Annotated in this window: 22 protein-coding genes and 1 riboswitch; of the genes, 10 read left to right on the top strand and 12 right to left on the bottom strand. The window is 66.9% G+C overall.

The window, feature by feature from the left end; genetic code table 11:
- Positions 1-47: 47 nt before the first annotated feature.
- Together AB0H61_RS12095 and AB0H61_RS12100 are read left to right on the top strand one after the other, a co-directional pair.
- A complete protein-coding gene (locus AB0H61_RS12095) occupies positions 48-2858 on the top strand; it encodes an FAD-binding and (Fe-S)-binding domain-containing protein (protein WP_357303173.1) in 2811 nt (936 codons plus the stop codon).
- Positions 2859-3246: 388 nt separating this feature from the next.
- On the top strand, positions 3247-4194 hold the full coding sequence (locus AB0H61_RS12100; RefSeq protein WP_357302463.1) for a DNA-3-methyladenine glycosylase 2 family protein: 948 nt from the start codon (positions 3247-3249) through the stop codon (positions 4192-4194).
- A gap of 28 nt (positions 4195-4222) precedes the next feature.
- On the opposite strand, the gene AB0H61_RS12105 is transcribed toward AB0H61_RS12100, so the two are convergent.
- Together AB0H61_RS12105 and AB0H61_RS12110 are read right to left on the bottom strand one after the other, a co-directional pair.
- Positions 4223-4429: a hypothetical protein gene (locus AB0H61_RS12105; RefSeq protein WP_357302465.1), complete on the bottom strand. Its 207-nt coding sequence runs from the start codon at positions 4427-4429 to the stop codon at positions 4223-4225.
- On the bottom strand, positions 4429-4710 hold the full coding sequence (locus AB0H61_RS12110; RefSeq protein WP_357302467.1) for a hypothetical protein: 282 nt from the start codon (positions 4708-4710) through the stop codon (positions 4429-4431). The genes AB0H61_RS12105 and AB0H61_RS12110 overlap by 1 nt, the downstream gene beginning before the upstream one ends.
- A gap of 472 nt (positions 4711-5182) precedes the next feature.
- Here AB0H61_RS12110 and AB0H61_RS12115 point away from each other — a divergent pair, with 472 nt between their 5' ends.
- From AB0H61_RS12115 to AB0H61_RS12130, 4 genes are all read left to right on the top strand, one after another.
- A complete protein-coding gene (locus tag AB0H61_RS12115) occupies positions 5183-6085 on the top strand; it encodes a helix-turn-helix transcriptional regulator (RefSeq protein WP_357303175.1) in 903 nt (300 codons plus the stop codon).
- Positions 6082-6288 (top strand): DUF397 domain-containing protein, encoded by a 207-nt coding sequence (locus AB0H61_RS12120; RefSeq protein WP_357302470.1) that lies wholly within the window; start codon positions 6082-6084, stop codon positions 6286-6288. Before AB0H61_RS12115 ends, AB0H61_RS12120 begins: the two co-directional genes overlap by 4 nt.
- A 34-nt stretch (positions 6289-6322) precedes the next feature.
- Entirely contained in the window at positions 6323-6544 is a 222-nt protein-coding gene (locus AB0H61_RS12125) for a DUF397 domain-containing protein (protein WP_357302473.1), read from the top strand.
- Between the two features lie 154 nt (positions 6545-6698).
- On the top strand, positions 6699-6896 hold the full coding sequence (locus AB0H61_RS12130; RefSeq protein WP_357302475.1) for a hypothetical protein: 198 nt from the start codon (positions 6699-6701) through the stop codon (positions 6894-6896).
- Between the two features lie 81 nt (positions 6897-6977).
- Here AB0H61_RS12130 and AB0H61_RS12135 read toward each other — a convergent pair whose 3' ends face one another.
- The 5 genes from AB0H61_RS12135 to AB0H61_RS12155 form a co-directional block, all read right to left on the bottom strand.
- Positions 6978-7724 carry a succinate dehydrogenase/fumarate reductase iron-sulfur subunit gene (locus AB0H61_RS12135; protein WP_357302478.1) on the bottom strand — a complete coding sequence of 249 codons (747 nt, stop codon included), beginning with the start codon at positions 7722-7724 and terminating at the stop codon, positions 6978-6980.
- Positions 7725-7726: 2 nt separating this feature from the next.
- The gene (locus tag AB0H61_RS12140; RefSeq protein ID WP_357302481.1) at positions 7727-9667 is read right to left on the bottom strand and encodes a fumarate reductase/succinate dehydrogenase flavoprotein subunit; all 1941 of its coding nucleotides are present in this window, start codon (positions 9665-9667) and stop codon (positions 7727-7729) included.
- Positions 9668-9696: 29 nt separating this feature from the next.
- Complete coding sequence (locus tag AB0H61_RS12145) at positions 9697-10566, bottom strand: hypothetical protein (protein WP_357302484.1); 870 nt, start codon at positions 10564-10566, stop codon at positions 9697-9699.
- Positions 10567-11014: 448 nt separating this feature from the next.
- A complete protein-coding gene (locus AB0H61_RS12150; protein ID WP_357302487.1) occupies positions 11015-11302 on the bottom strand; it encodes a hypothetical protein in 288 nt (95 codons plus the stop codon).
- A gap of 303 nt (positions 11303-11605) precedes the next feature.
- Positions 11606-12565: an alpha/beta hydrolase gene (locus AB0H61_RS12155; protein WP_357302489.1), complete on the bottom strand. Its 960-nt coding sequence runs from the start codon at positions 12563-12565 to the stop codon at positions 11606-11608.
- Between the two features lie 398 nt (positions 12566-12963).
- On the opposite strand from AB0H61_RS12155, the gene AB0H61_RS12160 reads away from it, so the two are divergent.
- Entirely contained in the window at positions 12964-13458 is a 495-nt protein-coding gene (locus tag AB0H61_RS12160) for an SMI1/KNR4 family protein (RefSeq protein WP_357302491.1), read from the top strand.
- Positions 13459-13588: 130 nt separating this feature from the next.
- Here the strand turns inward: AB0H61_RS12160 and AB0H61_RS12165 are convergent, their stop codons facing one another.
- Complete coding sequence (locus AB0H61_RS12165) at positions 13589-15538, bottom strand: acyl-CoA dehydrogenase family protein (RefSeq protein ID WP_357303177.1); 1950 nt, start codon at positions 15536-15538, stop codon at positions 13589-13591.
- A gap of 149 nt (positions 15539-15687) precedes the next feature.
- A complete protein-coding gene (locus AB0H61_RS12170; RefSeq protein WP_357302495.1) occupies positions 15688-16869 on the bottom strand; it encodes an AAA family ATPase in 1182 nt (393 codons plus the stop codon).
- A gap of 146 nt (positions 16870-17015) precedes the next feature.
- On the opposite strand from AB0H61_RS12170, the gene AB0H61_RS12175 reads away from it, so the two are divergent.
- From AB0H61_RS12175 to AB0H61_RS12185, 3 genes are all read left to right on the top strand, one after another.
- Positions 17016-17273 carry a hypothetical protein gene (locus AB0H61_RS12175; protein ID WP_357302497.1) on the top strand — a complete coding sequence of 86 codons (258 nt, stop codon included), beginning with the start codon at positions 17016-17018 and terminating at the stop codon, positions 17271-17273.
- A 203-nt stretch (positions 17274-17476) separates the two neighbouring features.
- Positions 17477-17647: riboswitch (cyclic di-AMP (ydaO/yuaA leader) on the top strand.
- 15 nt (positions 17648-17662) lie between these two features.
- The gene (locus AB0H61_RS12180) at positions 17663-18304 is read left to right on the top strand and encodes a C40 family peptidase (protein WP_357302500.1); all 642 of its coding nucleotides are present in this window, start codon (positions 17663-17665) and stop codon (positions 18302-18304) included.
- A 3-nt stretch (positions 18305-18307) separates the two neighbouring features.
- Positions 18308-18715, top strand: coding sequence for an RNA-binding S4 domain-containing protein (locus AB0H61_RS12185; RefSeq protein WP_357302503.1), 408 nt, complete (start codon positions 18308-18310; stop codon positions 18713-18715).
- Between the two features lie 7 nt (positions 18716-18722).
- On the opposite strand, the gene AB0H61_RS12190 is transcribed toward AB0H61_RS12185, so the two are convergent.
- The 3 genes from AB0H61_RS12190 to AB0H61_RS12200 are packed head-to-tail and all read right to left on the bottom strand — an operon-like array spanning position 18723 to position 25908.
- Positions 18723-20495 (bottom strand): fatty acyl-AMP ligase, encoded by a 1773-nt coding sequence (locus AB0H61_RS12190; protein ID WP_357302506.1) that lies wholly within the window; start codon positions 20493-20495, stop codon positions 18723-18725.
- Positions 20492-25627, bottom strand: a complete 5136-nt coding sequence (locus AB0H61_RS12195) for an SDR family NAD(P)-dependent oxidoreductase (protein WP_357302509.1) — start codon at positions 25625-25627, stop codon at positions 20492-20494. The genes AB0H61_RS12190 and AB0H61_RS12195 overlap by 4 nt, the downstream gene beginning before the upstream one ends.
- Complete coding sequence (locus AB0H61_RS12200) at positions 25624-25908, bottom strand: acyl carrier protein (RefSeq protein WP_357302512.1); 285 nt, start codon at positions 25906-25908, stop codon at positions 25624-25626. Before AB0H61_RS12200 ends, AB0H61_RS12195 begins: the two co-directional genes overlap by 4 nt.
- Positions 25909-26028 lie beyond the last annotated feature (120 nt).

Consider the following 26028-nt stretch of genomic DNA (forward strand, 5'->3'; position numbering starts at 1 on the left):
CGCGGGCTGAACAGCGCGTTTAGGCTGACAGGGTGATCGAGGACGGGATGGTGCGGGAGTTGCGCGGTCGCCTCGACGGCGAGCTGGACCTGTCGCCGCGCCGCCGCGCCGAATACTCCTCCGACGCCTCCAACTACCGCGTGCGGCCGACCGCGGTGGTATTTCCGCGCGTGGACGCCGATGTCGCGGCCACGCTGGAGTTCGCGCGCGAGCACGGCCTGACCGTGACCGCGCGTGGCGCCGGAACCTCGGTCGCGGGCAATGCGATCGGGCCGGGCATCGTGCTGGATTTCAGCAGGCATATGAACCGGATACTGGAGCTGGACCCGCGGCGGCGGCTGGCGCGGGTCCAGCCCGGTGTCGTGCTGTCGGAACTGCAACGCGTCGCCCGCCCGCACGGTCTGCGGTTCGGGCCGGACCCGTCCACGCAGAACCGCTGCACCCTCGGCGGCATGATCGGCAACAACGCCTGCGGACCGCATGCCGTGGCGTGGGGTCGCACCTCCGATAATGTGACCGCGTTGCGCCTGTTGGACGGTACGGGCGCCGAGCGAACCCTCGCGGCCGATCCGGCGGTGCTGCCCGGCCTGGCCGAATTCACCCGGGCCAATCTCGCGGTGCTGCGCACCGAGTTGGGCCGCTTCGATCGGCAGGCCTCCGGATACGGTCTGGAACACCTACTGCCGGAACGCGGTTCGGCGGTGGCGAAATCCTTCGCCGGCACCGAGGGCACCTGTGGGCTGCTGTTGGCGGCGACGGTCGAATTGGTCGAACTGCCGCCGGTCACGGTGCTCACCGTGCTCGGGTATCCGGGGATGGCCGACGCCGCCGACGATATCGCCGCGGTCATGGCCTGCGCGCCGATCGCGGTGGAGGGTATCGACGCGCGGTTGGTTGATATCGTTCGCGCCCACCGCGGTAGCGTCCCGGAGTTGCCCCGCGGCGACGGCTGGCTATTCGTCGAGACCGCCGGTGCGACCACGGACGAGGCACTGGCCGCGGCTCGGCGATTGTGCCGAACCGCGGGGGCGCTCGATTCCCGCGTCGTCACCGATCCCGCCGCGGCCGCGGCACTCTGGCGTATCCGCGCCGATGGCGCCGGGCTGGCAGGGCGCACCGCCGACGGGCATCCGGCCTGGCCGGGCTGGGAGGACGCGGCGGTGCCGCCGCCGCAGCTGGGCGCCTATCTGCGCGACTTCGCCGAGCTCACCGCCGAACACCGGGTGGACGGATTGCTCTACGGTCATATCGGCGACGGCTGCATTCACGTGCGGCTGGATCTGCCGATCGTCGATGCGCCGCAACGGTTCCGGTCGTTCCTGTTCGACGCGGCCGAATTGGTGGTGCGCTACGGCGGATCGCTCTCCGGGGAGCACGGCGACGGCCGCGCCCGCTCGGAGTTGCTGTCGGTCATGTACTCTCGGAATGCGCTGGACGTATTCGCCGGGTACAAGGCGCTGTTCGACCCCGGCAACATACTGAATCCGGGGGTATTGGTCGACCCGCGCCCGATCGACGCGGATCTGCGCGTGGCGGGGCTGCCGCGAATTCCGGTCGTCGGCTTCGCCTTTCCGCATGACGACGGGGACCTCGGTACCGCGGTGCACCGTTGCGTGGGCGTGGGAAAGTGCCGCGCCGATACCCGCGCCACCGGTGGCTTCATGTGCCCGTCGTATCTCGCCACCGCGGATGAGAAGGACAGCACGCGCGGCCGGGCCCGGGTGCTCCAGGAGGTGGTGCGCGGCGCGCTCCCCTGGTCCTCGGACGCGGTGTCGGAATCCCTGGATCTGTGCCTGTCCTGCAAAGCATGTCGCTCCGACTGCCCGGCGGGCGTGGATGTGGCGACCTATAAGTCCGAGGCCCTGTACCGCCGCTATCGAGGCCGCCCGCGCCCGATCGACCACTACACACTGGGCTGGTTGCCCCGCTGGTTGGCGTCGGCGACCCGGATGCCACGCGCGGCCAACGCGTTGGCGCGAATCGGCTGGCTGCGTCGAATCGGGCTGCGTGCGGCGGGGGTCGACCCGCGGCGTGCGGTACCGCGGCTGGCTGAGCGGAGTTTCCGTGCGCGATGGCGCGATCGCGCGAAGAATGCGGCGGCACAACCGAACCCGTCGCGGCCACCGACGGTATCCGCCGCGGGTGATGGCGATGCGGCTCCAGAGGTGATGCTGTGGATCGATACGTTCACCAACGCATTCGATCCCGAGATCGCGCTGGCCGCCGTGCGGTTGATGGAATCGCTCGGCTATCGGGTACTGGTGCCTCGGCGGCGCGTGTGCTGCGGGTTGACCTGGATCAGCACGGGCCAGCTGGACGGTGCTCGGGCCCGGCTGCGCGCGACGCTCGACGCGCTGGACGAACACGTCCGAGGTGGCGGCCTCGTGGTCGGGCTGGAGCCGTCGTGTACCGCCGTCCTGCGCGCGGATCTGCCGGAGCTATTGCCCGACGATCCCCGATCGGGACCCACCGCCGCCGCCGTGCGCACCCTCGCGGAGTTCCTCCTCGCGCAACCCGACTGGCGCCCGCCCGCGCGGCCGGGTACCTCGGTGGTGGTCCAGCCGCATTGCCATCAGCATGCCGTACTCGGCTTCGATGCTGATCGCCAGATATTAGCTGATATGTCCGTTAATGTGACAGAGGTCACCGGTTGTTGCGGATTGGCCGGAAATTTCGGAATGCAATCCAGCCATTACGACATTTCGATCGCGGTGGCGGAGAATGGTTTATTACCCGCGCTCCGAGCCGCCGAATCGGGGGCGACGTTGATTGCCGACGGTTTCTCATGTCGTACTCAAGCGGCCCAGCTGGCGGCCTGTGGCAGCCGACATCTCGCCCAATTCCTCTTGGGCGAGTAGGGCTTTGGTTCGAGTCGGAGATGCGGTGACGCACCTGCCGCGGAGGTCGCGGCGAGTGCGCAATGGTCTCAGCTGCCGAAGGGCAGGGTGCCGGGCGGGATCTGGTAACCCGAACTACCGGCGGAAACGCCGCCCCATGCGCTGAGCAGCCAGTTGAGCACAGTGGTGATCATTCACAACCTCCATGGTGTCGATTGCCAGCCATTCGCTGATCGCATCGAATCGTCAGAACAATATCGCCATATTTACTTATCGCGTTACAAATTAGCGCAGAACTGCTGTTATATCGAATCCGTATCGAATAGTCGGGGCGTATTGCCCTGTGACGGCACAACGGAAGAGGCCAGGTCCGCGCAGCCATCGCGGACGGGGCGAGCACAATGGTCGAGTGCGAGAGCAGGCGGTAGACCCGGATACATGCCGCACCGGTCCGGCGCGGACGGTGACGGCGGACCGGCCGATCGATCTCGCGCCCACCCTTGCTCCGTTGCGCCGCGGTAGCGGTGACCCCTGCTACCAGGTGACCGCGGACGGCGCGCACTGGCGGGCGTCGCGCCTGCCCTCCGGGCCGGTGACCTATCGGCTCACCCAGGTGGGTCCGTGCGCGGTGGACGCGCGCGCCTGGGGTCCCGGCGCGGTCGAATTCCTGGACGGCCTCCGGCACATGCTCTGCCTGGACGAAGATCTGTCCGGTTTCACACCCGAGCACCCCAAGATCGCCGACGCCCACCGCCGCTTCCCCGGCCTGCGCATGCTGCGCACCGGTCTGGTTTTCGAGGCGCTGGTGCCCGCCGTGCTGGAACAGAAGGTGCACACCGTCTCGGCCAGGGCATCCTGGCGAAAACTGGTGCGCAAGTTCGGCACCCCCGCTCCCGGCCCCGCGCCCGCGGGTCTGCTGCTCCCGCCGGAGGCCGAGACCTGGCGCCGGATCCCGTCCTGGACCTTCCATTCGGCCAATGTCGGTCCCGAACGCGCGCAAACCATTGTGCGAGCCGCCCGCGTCGCCGACGCCCTGGAGCGCACCGCCGCCCACGACCCCGCCGAGGCCGCACGCCGCTTGCGCACCGTGCCCGGTATCGGCGTGTGGACCGCCGCCGAGATAGCTCAGCGTGCGTTCGGGGACGCGGACGCCCTCTCCGTCGGCGACTACCACCTCGCCGCCGTCGTCGGCTGGACCCTGCTCGGCCACCCCATCGACGACGACGCCATGGTCGAATACCTGGAACCCCTTCGCCCCCACCGCTACCGAACGATCCGCCTACTGGAGATCAGCGGCCACGCCCATAAACCGAAATTCGGCCCCCGCACCCCCCTGACCGACCACACCTGGCACTGAGCGCGCGGTGTGGGGCCGCGGGGGCGGGTCAGAGTCGCTCTGCTTGATCATCCAGAACACATTTGCCCGCCTCGACGAGAGTCGTACGGGCTCGGCGGCGGACCAGGCAGCGGTCGACGGTGCAGTCGAGGTGCAATTGCATTGCCGCATGCGCCTGTTCGGTGGTCATCACGCCGGGGTCGTTGCCGCAGGCCAGAAGTGAGGCGACGGGCATATTCAGATTCGTCAACTGCATCAGGCGACCCCCACCCGGGTCCGGGTGGAGCGCGAACCTCGTCGGTATGGCCGTTCATCCCACGGAGCCTGATGGATGGCCATGCCGACCGCCTCGAGTGCGGTCAGTCCCACCTCGTCGGCGAATTCCCCGACCGAGTTCAGCAGTGTCGGCACAACTTCGGCAACCTGCATGGCGGCCACCGCTTGCGCACAGGTGAGGGTGCGCCCCGGCAGGTAGGAAACCACCCAGCTCTCCAGCCCGACGCTGCGGGCCCGATGTGGGGTCAGATCGCTGGTCATCAAGGACGACGCTATGACATGTACAGCCATGATTCCTCGTTCCTGCGTGCGATTCGTGCGGCGCTCGTGCGGCGCCCGGTTGGCGGCGGCGTGCGTGACCATGGAGGGCGCCGCCCCGTCGAATACTGTGCGTGCCCGAAGGTTTCGCACCGGGGAGGGGATCGGCTCTGATGACTCCGGGCACATTCTCAGCACACCATCTGAAACAACGCCGGGTAACGTCCTTGATGGATATCCAAAGGATTTCGCGCGAATTCCCAGCACGAAAACCAGTCGGGAGGGGAGGATTCTCCATAGTGGATGAAGTAGCCAATCGCCCTTGAAGAGACTATTGCCCAAGCGAAGTGACCGGGGAACCGAGCTTGTGGGACCGCCGTACTGTCGCTTGCGCGAGCCCGAGCACAGAACGGAGCGTGCTGTGTCAGCGAGCCCGGCCGAAACCTCAGCAAGTTCGGAGCGAGCCACCGGAGATGTGGAGCGCCCACTACCCGCTTCCGAAAGCGTCGCGTCCACCTTACCCCGTCGTCAACTGGGCAGGTACCTGCGCGATTGGCGCACCCAGGCCGGGCTCACCATCGCCGAGGCATCGCGGCTGATGGAGTGGGGAGCCAGCACCTTGCAACGGCTGGAAAAGGGTCAGGCGGACCGCATTCGGACCATCGACATCCAAGAACTCTGCCGCATCTACGGCATTCCCGATAACCTCGCCGACGGACTGAAGGGCCTTGCCCAACAGGCCGCGGTCAAGAGCTGGTGGCACGCCTACGGTGATCTGATCCCGGAAAACTTCGATGTCTATGTGGGTCTTGAAGCCTCGGCCCAGCAACTGACCTCGTATCAATCGGAACTGGTTCTCGGGCAATTGCAGACCGCGGACTACGCCAGGGCACTGAATCGCCTTGGCTATCCCGATGATTCCGATATCGAGCTGGAGCGCAGGGTTCAACTACGACTACAACGCCAAACGTTGACCACCAGGAAGTCCGCGCCCGCGGCCGTCGACGTGGTGTTGCACGAGTCCGTCCTGCACCGGATCGTCGGTGGCGCGAAAGTGATGGCGGCGCAGCTACGTCACCTTGCCGACATCGGTACCAAATCGAATGTGACTGTGCGTATTCTGCCGTTCGCGGCCGGCATACCCCTCGGAGACCCAACGGGACCGTTCACCATTCTGGAGTTCGGCACCGACAGCAAGGGGAAGCCGGTAGAGCCGCCGGTGGTGTACGTCGAAGGCTTCACCGGAGATCTCTACCTCGAAAGACCGGCCGATGTTCAGCGGTACCTTCAGGCACACGAATGCCTCCAGCGCGCTGCGCTGGATATCCAAACCAGTAGACATCTGCTGCGGCAGGTAGCGAAGGAGTTTGCGGTATGAGCATGGATCTGACCGGGGCGCAGTGGTTCAAGAGCACCCGCAGCGGTGCGAGCAAGGACTGTGTGGAGGTCGCCTTCCTGAACGGCGGCCACGTCGGCGTTCGGGACAGCAAGAACCCCGGCGGCCCGGCGTTGGTCTTCACCCCGGTGGAGTGGGACAGCTTCACCACCGTCGTCGCGGGCGGCGCGTTCAATCGATCCTGAATCGCGTTGCGCGGGTACAAGAGGAGTCATCTCGATGAGCATCAAGGGCGGCACGAATATCGACCTGTCCGGAGCGACCTGGCGGAAGGCGGGCGACGGCCCGGGTCGCGACAGTGTGGAGGTCGCACTGCTACCCGACGGACACGTCGGCCTACGTGACGGCAAGAACCCCGACGGCCATGTACTGATCTTCACCCCCGGTGAATGGGCCGCCTTCACCGCGGGCGTCCAGGACGGCGAATTCGATCGTCCATGATTCGGGAGACCCGGACCGGCGTGACGATGCCGCCGGTCCGAGGGCTTGTGCGACCGGGCTTCGTGATCGAATCTGCTCCGAAAGATCACGAAACAGTGCAGATTCGACAACGGATCCGTGTTTACCTCGACTAACAGCGGGTAGACCACTTCATGTGGACCGTGGGTTGAAGAATTCCCCACCCCGGTACAAGAAACTGCGGCCTGGCGATTGGGTGGAATGGCTGATCGTCGCGCTGCTGTTCGCGGTGTCATCGATCGGCGTCTACGTGCTCACCAGCTCGTTGTTGCCGGCTTTGTTCGTCGGAGTGCTGGTGTGGGCGGTCGCCACCGGTGTGGTGGCGATGTTGTGATCGGGTGCGCCGACCGGCCGGGTTTCCGAACCCGGCCGGTTGTCGTACGTCGCTGGTCGCGGTGCCTGGTCGTGGCTCGTCTCAGCGCCGAAAGAGCTTGTTGCCCAACCAGACCAGCGGATCGTATTTCTGATCCGCCACCCGTTCCTTCATCGGGATCAGGGCATTGTCGGTGATCTTGATGTGTTCGGGGCAGACCTCGGTGCAGCACTTGGTGATGTTGCACAGTCCGAGCCCATGCTCCTCCTGCGCGAGATCACGTCGGTCGGCCACATCGAGCGGATGCATTTCCAGCTCGGCGATCCGCATGAGGAAGCGCGGACCGGCGAAGGACTCCTTATTGTCCTCGTGATCGCGAACCACGTGACAGGTGTCCTGGCACAGGAAGCATTCGATGCACTTGCGGAACTCCTGCGAGCGCTCCACATCGACCTGCTGCATCCGGTAATCGCCCGGCTTCAGATCATCGGGTGGCGTGAAAGACGGTATCTCCCGCGCCTTCTGGTAGTTGAACGACACATCCGTCACCAGATCCCGGATCACCGGGAAGGTGCGCATCGGCGTGACGGTGATCAGTTCGTCCGGCCGGAAGGTCGACATCCGGGTCATGCAGAGCAGCCGCGGCCGCCCGTTCACCTCCGCCGAACAGGAACCGCACTTACCCGCCTTGCAGTTCCAGCGCACCGCGAGATCGGGCGCCTGGGTGGCCTGCAGCCGGTGGATGATATCGAGGACGACCTCGCCTTCATTCACCGCGACGGTGAAGTCCTCGAGTTCGCCACCGTCTTGATCACCGCGCCACACGCGGAATTTGGCGTCGTAACCCATTGCTACGCCTCACCTTCCGTGGCAGATACCGATCCGGCCGGATGGGTCGCCAGTTCGGCCTGGTTGTAATACTTCTCGAGTTCGGACAGGTCGAACAGCGCGAGCAGATCATCGCGCATCGGCGTCTGGTCCTCGGGAGTGACCCGCACCGCGGGCACCGGGTTGCCGGCGTCGGCGGGGTCGATAGAGCACACCAGCAACTTGTTACGCCATCCCGGATCCATCGCGGGGAAGTCGTCGCGGGTGTGTCCGCCGCGGCTTTCGGTACGCAGCAGCGCCGCCTGCGCCACGCACTCGCTGACCAGCAACATATTTCGCAGATCGAGGGCGAGGTGCCAGCCCGGATTGAACTGCCGATGTCCCTCGACCAGCACGTCCGCGAAGCGTTCTCGCAGTGCGGCGAGTCGTTCGATGGCCTGTTCGAGTTCGTGTTCCTTGCGGATGATGCCGACCAGGTCGTTCATCGCCTGCTGCAGATCGGTATGCAGGGTGTACGGGTTCTCTCCGGCGTCCTCGGCAGGCGGATCGAAGGGGGCCACCGCATCCTTCGCGGCCCGCGCGATATCGGCATCGGAGATTTCGGGCCGCGCCGCGAGCTGCTCGACATAGGTCGAAGCGCCGAGTCCGGCCCGCCTGCCGAAGACCAGCAGATCCGACAGCGAGTTGCCGCCCAGCCGATTCGAACCGTGCATACCGCCGGAACATTCACCCGCCGCGAACAGCCCGGGCACCGTGGCCGCACCGGTATCCGGATCGACTTCGATACCGCCCATCACGTAGTGACAGGTCGGTCCGACCTCCATCGGCTCCTTCGTAATGTCCACGTCCGCGAGCTCTTTGAACTGGTGGTACATCGAAGGCAAACGCTTGCGGATCTCCTCGGCGGGCAGCCGCGAGGCGATGTCCAGGTATACACCGCCGTGCGGGGTGCCGCGCCCTTCCTTCACCTCCGAGTTGATCGCGCGGGCCACCTCGTCGCGGGGCAGCAGGTCCGGTGTGCGGCGCGCGGAATCGTTGTCGCGCAGCCACTGATCGGCCTCGGCCTCGGTTTCCGCATACTGCCCCTTGAAGACCGCGGGGATGTACTCGAACATGAACCGTTTGTCTTCGGTGTTCTTCAGCACCCCGCCGTCACCGCGCACACCCTCGGTGACCAGGATGCCCTTCACGCTGGGCGGCCAGACCATGCCGGTCGGATGGAACTGGAGGAATTCCATATTGATCAGCGTGGCCCCGGCGCGCAGCGCCAGCGCATGTCCGTCGCCGGTGTACTCCCACGAGTTGGAGGTCACCTTGTAGGACTTGCCGACGCCGCCGGTGGCCAGCACCACGGCCGGGGTTTCGAAGAGTACGAACTTTCCCGATTCGCGCCAGTAGCCGAAGGCCCCGGAGATCCGGTCACCGTCCTTGAGCAGTTCGGTGATCGTGCACTCCGCGAAAACCTTGATGCGCGACTCGTAATCCCCGGTCTCGGCGAAATCCTCCTGCTGCAGCGAAACGATCTTCTGCTGCATGGTGCGGATGATCTCCAGCCCGGTGCGGTCGCCGACGTGCGCGAGCCGCGGGTAGGTGTGGCCACCGAAATTGCGCTGGCTGATGCGGCCGTCGGCGGTCCGATCGAAGAGCGCCCCGTAGGATTCCAGCTCCCACACCCGATCGGGTGCCTCCTGGGCATGCAGCTCGGCCATGCGCCAGTTGTTGAGGAATTTGCCACCCCGCATGGTGTCCTTGAAATGGGTTTGCCAACTATCCTTTTCATTGGCGTTTCCCATCGAGGCGGCGCAGCCGCCCTCGGCCATTACGGTATGCGCCTTGCCGAACAACGACTTGCACACCACCGCGACGGACAGGCCATGCTCCCTGGCCTCGATTACCGCGCGCAGTCCGGCGCCTCCGGCACCGATGACGACGACGTCGTATTTGTGCCGTTCCACTTCTGGCATTGCCGCGAATTCTCCTCCAGTTGTGGCGGTCAGTTGATGAACCGCAGGTCCGAAATCGTTTTGCTGGCAACCAACATCACGTAGAAGTCGGTGAGCACGAGGGTGCCGAGCGTGGTCCACGCCAGCGCCATATGACGGGTGTTGAGCTTGGAGACCTGGGTCCAGAACCAATACCGCACCGGGTGGGCGGAGAAGTGCTTGAGCTTGCCGCCCATGATGTGCCTGCACGAATGGCAGGACAGCGTGTAGGCCCAGAGCAGGATCACATTGCCGAGCAGGACGATATTGCCGAGGCCGAATCCGAATCCGCCGTCCTTGCCGTGGAAGGCATCGATCGCGTCATAGGTATTGATCAGCGAAACCAGCAGCGCCACATAGAAGAAGTAGCGGTGCGCATTCTGGATGATCAGCGGCATCCGACTCTCGCCGGAGTACTTGCCGTGCGGTTCGGCAACCGCGCAGGCCGGCGGGGAGAGCCAGAACGCGCGGTAGTAGGCCTTGCGGTAGTAGTAGCAGGTCAGCCGGAAACCGAGCAGGAACGGCAGCACCAGGAAGCCGAGCGGCAGGATCGCCGGGATATGACCGAACCAGGCGCCGAAATGGCGTGCGCCCTCGACGCAGTCGGTGCTCACGCACGGCGAGTAGAACGGCGTCAGGTAGTGGTAGTCATCGACCCAATATGCCGTTCGCACATACGATCTGATCGTCGCATAGATGACGAAGGCGGCGAGCCCGACCGCGGTGACGAGCGGCGGAATCCACCACCGGTCGGTGCGCAGTGTGCGCTCGGTGATTCGGGCCCTGGTCTTACTGAAGACGCCGGTCCCCGTCTGCGGGGCGGCGGTCGGTGCGGCACTCACGGGCGGGATGCCTCGCTGATCTGCTGTGCGGGTGGTCATCGTTACCTCCGCAATCGAATGTGATGCTGAGCACCATACGACACGTCGGCTATCGATTGAGCGGGGTCCCGGCAATCCCGGGCCGCTGGAAAGCCCGTGATTTACGCCACATTCGGCGGGACGTGCGCGTATCCATTCGGGATAGCGGACAAAGCCGCGACATTCGAACTCGACTAAAACAGAACATCATTCGAGTGAAGTCGCGGAAAACAAAACCTGAGGTTCGGATTCGCGCTCGACGAGATCGGTCCGATCGTGATCGGCGGACGCCGGCCCGTGGTCGAAGCGCCGCGGGGGCGTCCACGGGTCCGGGTGTCACGCGAGTCCGGTAGACAACCGATTCGATCTCGGCGTCGGCCAGGTCGATGGTGGCCGGTATCCGGGCGGCGGTCCACATCCTGCCCGGTCCCCGGCCGGGCAGGATCCCGGCCGGGCAGGGGTGATGGCGCTACTTGGTCCGCGGGCGGGAGTGGAAACCTAGGCCCTCGTCCTGAGCGCCCATCCATGCCGCCTCGTCGGATTTGCTGTCCGGGACATAGATGGTGTCCTGCGCCCTGCGGGTGATCTCCGGCGGCGGCGACTGCTCGAATTCGTCGGCATCGATGACGAGCCGCTCGAGGTCGTTTTCCAGCCGTCGCACGGTATTCGCGTCGCCGTAGTGAGACCGCAGTGCGCCGATGGATTGCCGGAGCTGGCCGACCGCGTAGCGGAGTTCCGCAATTTCGCTGCGTGTCATCGTTACCTCCTGTGTTCCTTGGCGGATATGCGATCCCGGGCTTGTGCGGCTTGTCAGAGCACCAGCCCTGGACCGCGCATTACCGAGTCGTGTGACCCACCACACAACGTGATCTACAACACAGTACAGAAAGAATTCGGATCAAGCTCGTCCGATCCCGGACCCGGTAGTTTGCCCGAAGGTTGCCTCCCCCCTTGCAGGCGCTTATCCAGCGTGCGCCCCCGCCCCCGACCCGCAACCGCGGCGGCGCCGCCGACCCGATCGGATCGGCGGCGTGTGTCGAACCGCGTGGCCGGACCTCGGTCAACCCGTCGCGGCGTAGCCCTGGCCCGCCGTTGCCGCGCACACCCGATTGGCCAGCGCGACGATCGAAAGTGCGACCTCCTCGGCGCGCTCCAGGATTACGCTGTGGCCCGCACCGTCCACCCGGACCAGTTCGGAGCCTGCCAGTTGGGAGGCCAGGACGACCGAATGGGCATAGGGCACCACGATGTCGGCCGACCCGGCCAGTACCAGTGCGGGAATGCTGCCGAGCCGGTGCAGGGTCGCGGTCTCGTCGAAGGTGATCAACGAGGCCAGGAAGCTGGACATGGTCAGCAGCGGGGTCTCGTTCAGCATGGCGGTCGCGAGCGCGGCCATGCGTGGATTCACCTTCCTGGTGCCGAACTGCGCTTCGCGCACGATGGGCTCGAAGATCCGCCGGGACAGCTGCTTCGATGCCTGCATCATCCGGGGTGCGCGCATCACCGCCACCTGGAGTGAGGTCACCGCGTACCGGTGCAGGAAGCGACCGAGTCCGACCTCGGTAATGCCGTTGGCCGCGCCCGCGATCAGGCCGACCCCGACGACGCGGGTGCCGATCGTCGCGGGGAACAGCCGGGCGTAGGCGAGTACCACCATCGCCCCCATCGAATGTCCGACCAGGATTATCGGCCCGGTCGGCGTGACGGTCCGCAAGACTGTGTCGAGGTCGTGGCTCAGCTGGTCGATCGTGTAGGTGGACGGATCGGCCATACCCGATTCGCCATGGCCACGATGGTCGTAGAACACCATCCTGGTGTCGGTGCCCCACTGTCTCAGCAACTGATCGCGCAGGTAGGACCAGGATTCGGTGCGCAGGCAGTGTCCGTGTACGAACACGACGGTGAGGGGCGCTCGGTCGGCGCCGAAGGTACGGACCGAGATCGGAATACCGTCATCGGCCGTCACCGTAATGCGATGGCCGTCGTAGTCGGCGGCCCGGCGGGCGATGGTCGGGGACATGATTTCTCCTGTGGCAGTACACCCGATACGGAGCACTCTTGTCCGGTTGTCGAGATGTATTTCCGCCGCGTTAACCGCCCATACCAGGCGTTATGCACATGTTGTGTAACCGACGCCGCCGATCGATCTTGCCGCTGAACCGTGACGTCACTCGACCGGTAAATCTAAGGAACTGTAGGTCAGGCCCTAGATTCCGCTAGATCTTCATGATCAGTCAGCCGACCACCCTTCTATCGGCCGATCGAGCAGATTCCGTAGAGACCACTAGATTCCGTTATCGAATGGTCACCGCCACTCCTATCGGAACCGTCCGTCTCTATAGCGGATATTCAAGACTCACAAATACTTCCCGACCGCCACCCCTCCTCAGCGCTGACGAATCGGGGCAGGGTGGAGGTATGGGTTTCATGGCGGACTTGGTCGAGCCGTTGATCCGGCAGGGCTGGGTGACAGCGGACGCGGTGCAGGGGTGCACCGAGGAGGAGCTGGCAGCGCTGATGGAGGCGCAGGGGGTGGTGGCTCTTCCGGGGTCCTACCGGGAGTTCATGGGATTCACCGGCCGGGCGCCGTACTGGCTGGCGCGCAGCGAATGGGACTACGAGTGGCTGCTGGAGGCCAAGCAGATTGCCCGCCAGATCGTCGTGGAGGACTACAAGGGGGATTTCGCGCCCTTCGAGGATGCCTTCGTCTTCCAGACGCATTATGGGTACGAGTTCTACTACTTCCGGGCCGAGGATCTCACCGACCCGGATCCGCACTTCTGGATCCACTCCGCAACGAAGCCCGTGCAGGAAAGCGAGACGTCCTTCGCGACGTGGCTCCAGGAGTTGGCGGACTACCTTCCCCACGCCATCGAGCTTCGGCGTTGGCTGCACCGCAGTAGCCGTGCGTGAGCTACGACGACTCATCAAAGCTGGACCGAAAGGGGCGGAACGGATGCCTCGCCCGGGCATCCTCTTCGCCCGCCGCGCGCAGCCCGGTCGGTTCCGCCAGAAGTTCGACGGGACCGACCGGGCTCCGACGCTAGGTGTGGGCGCGGGTGGAGGGGAGGAAGGGGCGCAGGAGGTTCGGTTCGGTGGACGGGCCGATCTGCCATTCGGCGATCCAGGGGCCGGTGCCTTCGCTGGGGTCGAAGACGCCCTCTTCCAGCCAGGTGTAGCGGCCGTCGAGGACGCCGCGGGTGATGCTGCGATCGTCGTCGTCGGTGTTCTCCCAGAGGGAGTCGAAGAGTTTGCGGACCCGCAGGCGGGACTGGTGGCAGAAGGCGTCGGCGAGTTCGGTGGCGGCGGGGGCTTCGGGGGCGCCCGCGGTGCGCAGGGCTTGGGTGCGGACACAGACGGCGGACATGGCGAACAGTTCGGCGGCGATGTCGACGATGCGGCCGAGGAAGTTCTGGCGGTATTCCAGACCGGCCTGCCAGCGGGCCATGGCGTACATCAGGGCGCGGGCCTGTTTGCGGGAGCTGCGTTCGACGAAGCGCAAATGCCGTGCCAGCGGGCCGAATTCGGCGAAGGTGGCGGGGACCGTGCCCGCGCCGACGGCGAGTTGCGGGAACCACTTGGCGTAGAAGCCGCCCGCGCCGACGGCCGCCTTGGCCTTGTCCTTGAATTCGGCGTTGCGGTCGACCAGCGCTCCCGCCGCGGACATATGGGCGTCGGCCATCTCGCGGGCGACGAGCAGCCGCATGATTTCGCTGGAGCCCTCGAAGATGCGGTTGATCCGCAGATCCCGCACCAGCTGCTCCGCCGCGACGGCGCGTTCGCCGCGTGCGGCGAGGGAGGCGGCGGTCTCGTAGCCGCGGCCGCCGCGGATCTGCACCAGTTCGTCGGCGATCCGGCAGCTCATTTCGCTGGCCCAGAGCTTGGCCAGCGCCGCCTCGATGCGGATGTCGTTGCGTCCCTCGTCGCACATGGTGGCGGACAGATCCAGTGCCGCCTCGAGCGCGTAGGTGGTGGCGGCGATGAAGGAGATCTTCTCGCCGACCGCGGCGTGCTCACCCACCGGTCGCCCCCACTGCACGCGGGCGCCGCTCCACTCCCTGGCGATCTTGAGCGACCACTTGGACGCGGCGGTGCACAGGGCGGGGATCGCGAGGCGGCCCGCGTTCAGCGTCGTCAGGGCGATCTTGAGTCCGTCGCCCTCACGGCCGATGAGGTTGCGCTTGGGTACCCGCACGTTATGCATCCGGGTGACGCCGTTCTCGATACCGCGCAGCCCCATGAACGCATTGCGGCGTTCCACCGTGATCCCCGCCGAATCCGCCTCCACCACGAAGGCCGAGATTCCGCCCCGATGGCCCTCGCTCTTGGGGACCCGAGCCATCACCACCAGCAGTTCGGCGACCACGCCATTCGTGGTCCACAGCTTCACACCGTTCAGTTCGTAGGCCTCCCCGTCCTCGGTGGGAGTCGCGGTGCTGGCCATCCGGGCCGGGTCGGAACCGACGTCGGGTTCGGTGAGCAGGAACGCGCTGACCGCCCCCGCCGCGCACCGGGGTAGGAATTCGGCCTTCTGCTCGGTGGTGCCCGCCAATTTCAGCGGTTCGGGCACGCCGATGGACTGATGCGCGGAGAGCAGGACGCCGAGGCTCGGATGCGCCGAGCCGACCAGCATCAGTGCCCGGTTGTAGCCGACCTGGGAAAGTCCCTGTCCGCCATAGGATTCCGGGATCTTCAGTCCGAAGCAGCCGAGTTCGGCGAGGCCCTTCACGTACTCGTCCGGGATGCGGCCCTCCGCCTCGATCACACTGCCGTCGATGGATTCGCAGAACGGCCGCAGCCTGGCCAGGTAGGCCGCGGTCTTGACGGCGTCCTCGGCATCGGGTTGCGGATAGGGGTGGATCAGATCGAGCCGGAATCGTCCGAGAAACATCTCCTTGGCGAACGATGGTTTGGCCCAGCTGGTTTCGCGGGATTCCTCGACTAGTGCGCGTGCCTGTTCTTCGGTGGCGTCGACTTTCGCGGCAGTCGCCATGATGTCCTCCTCGGACGTGATCGGCATCACATCCGAGTGTAGAAGAAAAGTTACCCGCCGGTAGATGTCTTGGTAGACGGATTTCTATCAATCTCTAATGATCTTGATATACAGGCAAATACTCGGCAACGGTCGAGGTGGCGGTTCCCTCAGACGCTCCGCAGGTAGCGGCCGAAATGCGGCACGGTGAATCCGATGGTCCCGCGCTCGGCCGAGTAGATCAGCCCCTTCTTGATCAGTCCGTCCCTGGCGGGCGACAGTGATGCGGGTTTGCGGCCGAGTTCGCTGGCCACCGCGGAAGTGGCCACCGGTCCGTCATCGCCCGACAGGTCGGCCATTGCGCGCATGTATTCACGTTCCGCCGGAGTAGCCCGTTCATAGCGCGACCCGAAGAACCCGACCGCCAACTCCTCCTCCGCACTCGGCGACGCTACCTCGACATCCTCGGCGGTAATGGGGCTCTCCGGTGCCTGATCCCAGGCGGCCTTCCCGTATGCCTGTACGAAATATGGGTAACCATCAGCCTTTTCGTACAACGCGTCCAGCGCCGCGTCGGTGAACTTCACCTCCTCGCGCTGTGCGGGCGCGATGAGGGCCCGATTCGCGGAATCCCGGTCCAGCCGGTCGATGCGGTGGTAACTGAAAAGACGCTCCGAATAGCTCTTCGACGCCGACAGCACGGCGGGCAGATGCGGCAGGCCCGCCCCGACGACGATCAACGGCGCGGCGTCCTGACTCAATTCGTGGCAGGCGCCGCAGATGGCGGAGATATCGGCGGGTCCGAGATCCTGCATTTCATCGATGAATATGGCGATGCCGACCCCGATATCGCTGGCCAGGCCCGCCGCCTCCTTGAGCAGTTCCACGAGGTCGATTTCGATATCGCCGGAATCGGCGCGGCCGGAGACCGCGGGCACATCGATTCCGGGTTGCCAGCGTTCGCGCATGCCCTTGTCGGCGGTGGCGCGCAGGGCGAAGGCCTTGAGGATGCCGAGGAAGTCGTCGACGCGCTCCGGGTTCCGGTGCGACATCGCGATGGCGCGGGCGGCCATATGCAGTGCCGAGGAGAGCGGGCGGCGCAACTCCTGATCCGGTCGCGCCTCGATCTTGCCGGTGCCCCAGCCGCGGGAGATGGCGGCCGAGCGAAGCTGATTGAGCAGGACCGTCTTACCGACGCCGCGCAAACCGGTCAGCATGACGCTGCGTTCCGGCCTGCCGCGCGCGATCCGTTCCAGCACGATGTCGAAGGCGGTGAGTTGCTTATCGCGCCCGGCCAGTTCGGGTGGGCGCTGTCCGGCTCCGGGAGCATACGGATTCCGCACGGGGTCCATGCCCGAATACCGTAGCGCGTTATGGCCGGGGAATCTGGGGCAATCTACGGCATGTCATAGACACGGGTATTTGCGCTTGCTATCGCCTCGGAAGTCTTTACGCTTGGTGCCGTTCGGTGTCCGGCGACTGGAACGACAGGGGTGTCATGTCCGAGGAATCCGCTCCCCACACGACCGCCGAGGTGGTCGAGTCCTGGAACGTTCCGGACGGCGCCACCCAGGCGGGGTTGATCCGGTCCAACATCCTGGTCGCGATCGAGCAGGGCTACGACGATCCGCAGCTGGTCGCGGACCTCGCGGTGGGTCCGCTGGTGATGGCGCTCGGCAAACTCGAGATCGGTCTGGCGGACGCGCACCGGCGGATCGCCGAACTCGAGCGCGCGCTCGCCGATCGAGACGGGTAGTCGCGTACTCGCTTCGATAACGCCTGTCTAAGAGCCGATATCGAATCGTGATCTGTCTGCCGTTCGCGCATCGCGGCCGCATGTCCAGTGATTTTTCACAACCGCACGAAAACCCTGGTCTGTGGGCTGGACAACACCGCGTCCGCGCCGTAATCTTCTCGTGACTTAGTGGAGTCTGTCGCTTCGTCCAGAGAAACGGCGCCACTGAGTCACCGCCTAATCGGTTGTCGGGCCATCCAGTTCCGGCTGCCGTGCCGGGGACCCACAGGTTCGTCTGGGGTGAATCCGCAACGGTCTCATCGGCCGGCGCGGTAGGGCCGATCTTCCCGGCCCGAACCCGTCAGCTAACTCGGTCGGCGGGAGAGCAGGAAGATCGGAGATTCAGGTCGGTGGGTAAACACAGCTTGCAGCGGGAATCTCGGTTGCCGAATTCCGTCAAGGGTGCGCTCGTGATGGGTGCAGTGGCCGCAACCGGTGCCATGCCCGCGGTCCCCGCGATGGCAGCGACCATCAGTATCCCCGGTATCGGAGACTTCGACGTCCCGCAGGAGTTCGAGGCGCCGGTCAAGGAACTCAACACGCAGCTGCAGCAGGCGCTCGCCGCGCAGCCCGCGATCCCGCCCTCCTCGCTGGGCACGCTGCCGCAGGGTAACTTCGAGTTCCCCAACCTGCTCCAGGACAACTCGCCCGCAACGAAGGCGCTCGACGCGGCCAAGACCAAGGTGGGGGCCCAGTACTCCTGGGGCGCCGCCGGTCCGTTCAGCTTCGACTGCTCCGGACTCGTGCAGTGGGCCTACCGTCAGGCCGGAGTCGAGCTGCCCCGCACCAGCTTCGAGCAGTCGCATGTGGGCGCCCCGGTTGCCTTCAAAGACCTGAAGCCCGGTGACATCGTCATCACGAATGGCGGCGGCCACGTCGGCATGTACGCGGGTGATGGCAAGCTTCTGAATGCCGTCCAGTCGGGCCAGCCGGTGTCGTACACCCCGCTGCGCCCCGACATGGTGGTGACCGCGCGCCGCATCGCCGCCTAACGAGTGGCCCCCGCCGAACAGGCTGCCGCGACCCAGGCCCGCGTCGATTCGTGGACCTGGTCGGTACGCCTGTTCAAGACGAGATCCGCAGCCGCCGAGGCTTGCCGGGGTGGGCACGTCCGCGTCAATGGCGCCGCGGCGAAACCCGCCCAACAGGTTCGGCACGGCGATGAGGTCCGTATTCGCGTCGGCGGTGTCGAGCGGATCGTGATCGTGGAGCGGATCGTCACCAAGCGCGTCAGCGCGACGATCGCGGCCCAATGCCTGATCGATCGCAGCCCGCCGCCGCCGTCACGTGAAATTCTCGCGACCATGCCGCGCCGCGACCGTGGCTCCGGGCGGCCCACCAAACGCGAACGCCGCGAGACCGACCGCCTGCTCGGGCGGGATACGCCGCCGACGGAGTCGTAGCTTTTCCTCACGACCTCGGTGGTGCGGGCGGCTGTTTGCCGATGGCGGCCAGGTGGGGCAGTCGCCCCGAGCCGTACAACGCACGGCACTCCCCGCGGCGTAGCTTTCCGCTCGAGGTCTTCGGGATCCGGCCGGGCGCCACCAATATCACCGAGCCGGGCATCACCTCGTGCGCGCCCGCGACGGCGGTGCGGATGCGGCGCGCGATATCCGTCAACTCCGCCGCGTCGGGGGTATTCGTGATGTTCAGTTCGGCGACCACGACCAGATCTTCGCGTCGGCCGTCGTCGTGACCGAATGCGGCCACATGCCCGGCGCGTACCTCGGGGGCGGCGGCCGCGGCCGTCGATTCGATATCGGATGGATAGTGGTTGCGTCCGTCGACGACGATCAGATCCTTGCGTCGGCCCGCGATGTACAGCTGGCCCTCGTGCCAGAAGCCGAGATCGCCGGTGCGCAGCCAACGTCCGGGCCGGGCGCCGAGAGTGGCGCCGAAGGATTCGCCGGTGGCGACCGGATTCTCGTAATAGCCCGCCCCGACATTCGGGCCCGCCACCCAGACCTCCCCGACACGGCCGGGCGCCACCTCGACGCGATCGACCGGATCCACCACCGCCACCCGCTGTCCGGCGGGGCCGCCGCAACCGACCAGCGCGACACCCGAGGCGTCCGATGCGTCCTCGGGCAGTACGACGGCCCGGTTCGCGGCCAGTTCGGAGCGGTCGAAACGGAGCGCGACCGGTTCGTCGTCCTGGCGGCCGATGGTCACCGTCAGGGTCGCCTCGGCCAGGCCGAAGCCGGGGGTATGCGCGTGGTGACGGAAACCGTACTCGGTGAATGTCGCGGTGAATTCCGGCAGCGCGTCGGCGCGAATCGGTTCCGCGCCGTTGAGCAGCGCATCCAGTGCGGAGAGGTCCAGGCCGTCGCGTTCCCGTGCGGTGGTGGCCGAGACCGCGAGGGATAAACCGAAATTGGGACAGCCGGTCGTGCCGGCGCCGTAATCGCTGCACGCTCGCAGCCAGCGGATGGGTCGCTTCACGAATTCGGCGGGAGCCATGGTGACACCGTGCACGCCCGAATACAGCGGGAGCGACAAGGCCAGCACCAGCCCCATATCGTGGAAGAACGGCAGCCACGTGACGATCGGCTTGTGCCGCACGGCGGGCACCGCGTCCCACAGCTGCGACAGGGCCGCGACGAGATTGGCGTGGGTGATACAGACGCCCGCGGGGGTTTTGGTAGACCCGGAGGTGTATTGCAGGTAGGCGAGTTCGGTGGCCGAGGTGTCGATGATCGGTTCCGGGCCGGGATCGCCGAGTGCGGTGATATCCGGCGGCAGCGACAGCACGCGCCCGAGCTCCGCGCCGAATGTCGCGCCGGTGGCGGTGTCCCGCGCGGAGACCAGGCCGAGTGTGGGGCGGGCGTCGGCCAGCACGCTCGCCGAACGCTGCGCGTTCCGGCCACCGGATGCCGGAAACAGCGGCACCGCCACGCGATCGCTGTACAGACAGGCCAGGAACGCGACGACGTAGTCGAGGCCGTGATCACAGAGGATTGCGACCCGGTCCCCCGGTTCGCTCTCGATGCGCAGCTGCCGTGCCAGCGCACCGGCGGCGCGGTGCAGCTGCGCGTAGGTCAGCGTGACCGGTGTGCATTCCGATCCGCGATAACGCAATTCGGTGAAGGCGGGCTCCTCCGCGCGCGTGCGGGCCCATGCGGCGACCCGCGTAGCCAGCCCGTCGCGGCGGGATGCGGTGGGCTCGGGGTTCGGTGCGGTCACGATGCGGCACCGGAGTTCGCGGCGGCGACCCGTTCGGCCAGGACAGCGCCGAGGGCGGCGACGGTGGGGTGCTGGAAGAGTTCGGCGGTCGAGATCGCGATCTTCAGCCGGGATTCGAGATTGCGCCGCAACTCGATCGCCAGCAGTGAGCTCAGGCCCAGTTCGTTGAAGTCCGCTGTCGGCTCGATGGATTCGGCGGGCAGGTCGACGGTGGCGGCCAGTACCCGGCGGATCGTCGCGGTGAGCGGTTCGGCGGTGTGGTGCGCGATCGGGGCGGGGGCCGCGACGGTCGCGGCGGAGGCAGCCTCTGGCGTGTCCGGTCGAGTCGAATCAGGCTGTGGCGCCAGCAGATTCCGCAATCGGGCCGCGACCGGGGACATATCTGCGGTCGGGGTATAGTCCACCGCGAGCAGGTAGGAGTCCGGGTGGCGCAGCGCCTGGGCGAGCAATTCCGCGCCCCGGAGCGAATCGAAGGCGGCGATTCCGGCACGGCGCAGATGTATCGCGCCGCCCGCCGCCTCGGCAAGGCCGGATTCCCATACGCCCCAGCCGATACTGAGGATCCGGCGCCCCGGTTCCGAATCGGCCAGCGCGTCCATCGCGGCGTTGGCCGCCGCATAGGCGGACTGACCGGGTGCGCCGAGCGCACCGGTCGCGGAGGAGAACAGCAGCAGGAAGTCGGTCGGATCGTCGGCGGTGAGCGCGATGAGATCGGCCGCCGCGGTGACCTTCGGCGCCAGCATCCGCGTCAACAGGGCGGCGTCGACCGTATCGAATGCCGCATCCTCGAGTGTCCCGGCCGCGTGCACCACGCCGCGGATGATGGAGCCGCATTCGCGAATATCGCTGAGCGCGTTGGCCAGATCGCTGCGATCGGCGGCGTCGCAGCGGACCACCACGATCCGGTCCTCCAGCCCGTCGAGCAGCGGCGGCACCGGCCGCGGCGACCGGGTGAGCACCACCACGTCGTGCGCCCCCGCGTCGAGCAGCCAACGCACTGCCACCGCGCCGAGTGCGCCGAGTCCGCCGGTGACCACGTAGGTGCCGTGCGAATCGATCGACGGCGGCGTGCCGCGGGCAGCGGTGGTGGTGAATCTCCGGGTGGCGATATCGCCCGCGGTGAGCCGGACCTCGTCCGGGAGCTCCTCGTCCGGCCCGGCTGTGATGACACCGGCGAGCAGCGCGGTGCTGTCGGCGTCGTCGTCGGCCCATACCAACCGGATCGGGCGGCCCGACTCAAGTTGCAGCGATCGGATCAATCCCGCGATCGCGTGCGGGACCACCGCGCCGCGCGGTGACACCGCCGGAAGCACCATCGTCAAAGAGGCGGTGACGTCGCTGGATTGCACCAGTTGCAGGAGTCCGAGCATGCGACCGAGCGACCCGGCGGGATCGCCGCCGACCGCCGCATCGGACGGCCATACCACCACCACCGCGGTGTGTGCGGCCGCACGACGGAAGAGGACGGAGGCGAGGACCGCGGCGGCCTCGTCCGGCTCACGCGCGACGCGTTCGGTGGGCACCCTGTCCTCCAGGGCGCGCGCCAGGCGCACCGCGGCGGGGGATTCCCCGATGACCAGTGCGCGCTGTGCGATACCGGGTCGCGCCTCGGTGCCGGGATGCCCGATCGAGTCCGGGTGCAACGGCTGCCAGGTTTCGCGGCGGAATATCGTCGGCGCACCGAGCAGCGGCGTATCGCCGATCGACTTCGCGGCGTCCCCCCGGGAACCTCTGTCCGTGAACCGGATACGCACGCCCGTCAGCGCCAGTACGGGCGCGCCGTGCTGGTCGGTGCCGACGATATCGCCGATCAGCCCGTGCGCGGAGCGCTCCCGGATCAGTGCGTGCCCCTCGAGTACGACACGTCCCGGCTCGGTGGACAGCCACGCGGATTCGATGCCGATCGGCAATGGGACCACATTGTCGGGCAGGTCGTCGTAGCAGGCGGCGGCCAGCAGATGCAGACAACCGTCCAGGGTCGCGGTGTTATGCAATTCGGCGTCCTCGAAGATGCCGAGCGCCCGCCCCGGCCCGGCGGCGATCCGGCGCAGCGGCCGGAATCGCGGCCCGTATTCCAGCTCCCTGCTCCGCAATTGGGCGTAGAAGTAGCCCGCCTCCAGGCTGTGCATCCGGTGGCGGACGGCTCGATTGGCATCGGCCGTACGCATCCACGAGACGATATCCGCGGGCACGGGATCCCCGGCGGGTTGTGCCGAGGCAAGCACCCCGGCGTCGTCGGCCTGCACCCGCAGCGTGGATCCGCTGTCGTACCTGCGATAGCCGATTCGGGGCAGCGCGCTGACCTCGGTCAGCTCATGTACGACGAAATCGCGGATGACGGTGGCGGATTCGGTGCGGGCCAGATGCAGCAGCCTGCGCAGCCAATAAACCGCGGGTACCGTCGCCACCCCGCGCACCACGTGGTCGTCGAGCGCATCCGGAACGAATCCGGGTGCGCCGGAATCCGGATCAGCCGGGGCGAGCAGCGCGAACCGCTGTCGCCGCCAGTGCCGCTGGGACACCGATCCGGTGTAGGGGCCGAGCGCCGACCAGTCGAGCGTCCTGCCCTCGGTGTAGAGCCGCGCGAGGCAGGTGAGCAGGCCCGCGGCCTCGTCCGCACGGGTCGTTGCCGGATGCGCCGATTCCCGGAAGTCCGCGTACTCGCGGACCGCGGGGATCAGCACCGGATGCGGTGCGATCTCCACCACGGTCGCCAGGCCGTCGGCCGCGGCGCGATCCAATGCGGCGGCGAGTTCGACCGTGCCCGAGGCATTCTCGGCCCAGTAGTCGGCGTGCAATACCGCCGCGTCGATGACCGCGCCACGGCGCGTGGTGGAGTAGAGCGGGGTGTGCGGCGGCCGCGGCGCGAGTTCGCCGAGTGCGGCGACGAACTCCGGAAGCACCGCCGCGACCTGCGGGCTGTGTGCCGCGAAATCCACGGCTATGCGCTGGGCGAAGATATTGCGACGCTTGGCTCGCCGCACCACGGTATCGATATAGCGCGGCGTTCCGGAGACCACGACCGAGCGGGGACCGTTCACCGCGGCGATGCTCACCTGCGTCCGCATCGGCTCGACCAATTGCGCCGCCGCCTCGGGCGCGGCCTCCAGCAGCGCCATGGCGCCCTGACCATCCAAAGTGGCGAGCAAACGACTTCGCTGCACCACAATGCGCGCCGCATCCGGCAGCGTGAGCCCGCCGCTCGCCACGGCGCCCGCGATCTCACCCAGGCTGTGCCCCACGACCGCGTCCGGGCGCACCCCCCAGGATGCGAGCAATTCGGTGAGCGCGATCTGGTAGGCGAATATCGCGGGCTGTACGAGTTCGGTCGCGGCACGTCCGTTACCGCTCACCGCGAATCCCGTGCGGGGAGTCCAGATTCGGGGTCCGCCCGCCGCGACTATCGCATCCGCCGCCACGGTCACCGCGTGCGCGAACACCGGGTAGCGAGCCGCCAGCGCTCGGCCCATCTTCGGATATTGACCGCCCTGCCCCGAGAACAGGAACAACACGCCGCCGCGACGACGGGTCGAGCTCGGACCGGTGATGCCCGCATCGGAGTCTCCCCGCGCGAGGGCACGCAACCGGTCGCGTGCCTCGTCGCGATCGTATGCGAGCACGGTTGCCCGCGCCGTCTCCGGAATCAACCGTGCCGTGGCGGCGGCGACCCGGTGCAATGCTGATTCGCCGGGCGAGAGATCCGCATTTTCGCGTGTCACGACGGCCGAATAGTGGACAGCCGGGTCGGCATCGGCGGACTCGAACCCTTCGGCCAGTTCTGCCGCCCGCGCGCGCAGTTCGGTGAGATCGCGCCCGGTGAGCGGAAACAGCGCGGGCGGTTCCGCGCCGCGGACGTTCGCGGGCGCGGCCGGACCACGCAACACCACGTGGGCATTGGTCCCACCGAATCCGAAGGAACTCACCCCCGCGTGCCGCTGGGCGATCGGTGTGGCGCTCCAGTCGACCGGTTCGGTCGGCACCCGCAACCCGTGTTCCTCCAATTTCAACAGCGGATTCTCGCTGCGGAAGTTGATGGTCGGGGCAATGACCCCGTGGTGGATGGACAGCGCCGTCTTGATCAACCCGGTGACGCCCGCCGCCGCCTCCAAATGACCGAGGTTGGATTTCACCGACCCGATCCACGTCGGTGCGTCCGCGGCGTCGGATCCGGCGAGTACCGCGGCGAGCGCACCGACCTCCACGGCATCGCCCAATGCGGTTCCGGTGCCATGGCATTCGATGTATCCGCTGGTCTGCGGGTCGAGCCCGGCGCGTGACCAGGCCGTGCGCAGGGTCTCGCGCTGGGCGCGGCCGTTCGGCGCGTAGAGACCGTTGGAGCGGCCGTCCGAACCGACCGCCGCCCCGGCGATCTCGGCGTATACGCGTTCGCCCGCGCGCACCGCGTCCGCGGTGCGCCGCAACACGATCACCCCGCAGCCGTCGCTGCGGGTGTAACCGTCGGCCGCCGCGTCGAACGGCTTGCAGCGCCCGTCCTCCGCCAGGAATCCGCTCTCCGCCAGATAGTCCGAGGTATGCGGCAGCAGCGTGAGATTGACCCCGCCGACGATCGCGAACGGCACGGTCTCATCGGCGAGCAGCCGCAACGCCACATCGACCGCCGCCAGCGAGGAGGAACAGGCGCTGTCCACCACCAGACTCGGGCCGTGCAGGTCGAGCACGTAGGAAAGCCGATTCGCGATGATACTCAGCGCCGAACCGGTGACCGCGTACGGCGCGTCCATGCCGCCCGCGCCGAGCACCGTGATGCCGTGGTCGTAGCCGCAGGCGCCGAACACGACGGCACCACCGGAACCGCGTACCCGGTAGCCGATTCCGGCGTCATCGATGGCCTCGACCGCCACCTCCAGTGCGAGCCGCTGCTGCGGATCCATGAGCGCGGCCTCGCGTCCGGAGATCGCGAACCACTCGTTGTCGAACCGATCGATATCGGGCAGATAGCCGGCGCGCCTGGTCACCGCGCGCCCCACGGGTGGGTCACCGGTGGCGTCACGGCCTGCGAGCAGCAGACTCCAGAACTCCGGCACGGTGTCGGCGCCCGGTACCCGGCAACCCATTCCGACAATCGAGACCGGCGGGTGCGACGGCGGGGGCGCGGGGTCGGCGGCCGTCATTGCATCGTGAGATGCTCGACAAGCTGTTCGATATCGGGGTGGTCGAAGATGGCGGTGAGCGTGATCTCGACACCCATCGCATCCTCTAGTTGCGCGGTTAGGCGGGCGAGTTGGATCGAACTCAGTCCGAGATCGCTGAACGGCACACCGGTGCCGACTGTCTCGGGCGCTACGCCGAGCAGTTCGGCGACCGCGGTGACGGCGGCAGCGAGTAGCGCCGACCGTCGACCCTGTCCGCTTCCGTTCACATCACCGTGCCCATTCGGCAGACTGGGCCGCATCGCGTCCTCCCTTCCCGTCTCCCGGCGACCGCGGCCCGGGACGGTACCCCCGCGATTATGCCGTAGTTAAGGCGCGGTTTGCGCTGTCCTCCTGGTTTTTCAGGGGTCTTGGCCCTACGG

Origin of the sequence: Nocardia sp. NPDC050710, assembly GCF_040654375.1 — a bacterium.
Lineage (GTDB): Bacteria > Actinomycetota > Actinomycetes > Mycobacteriales > Mycobacteriaceae > Nocardia.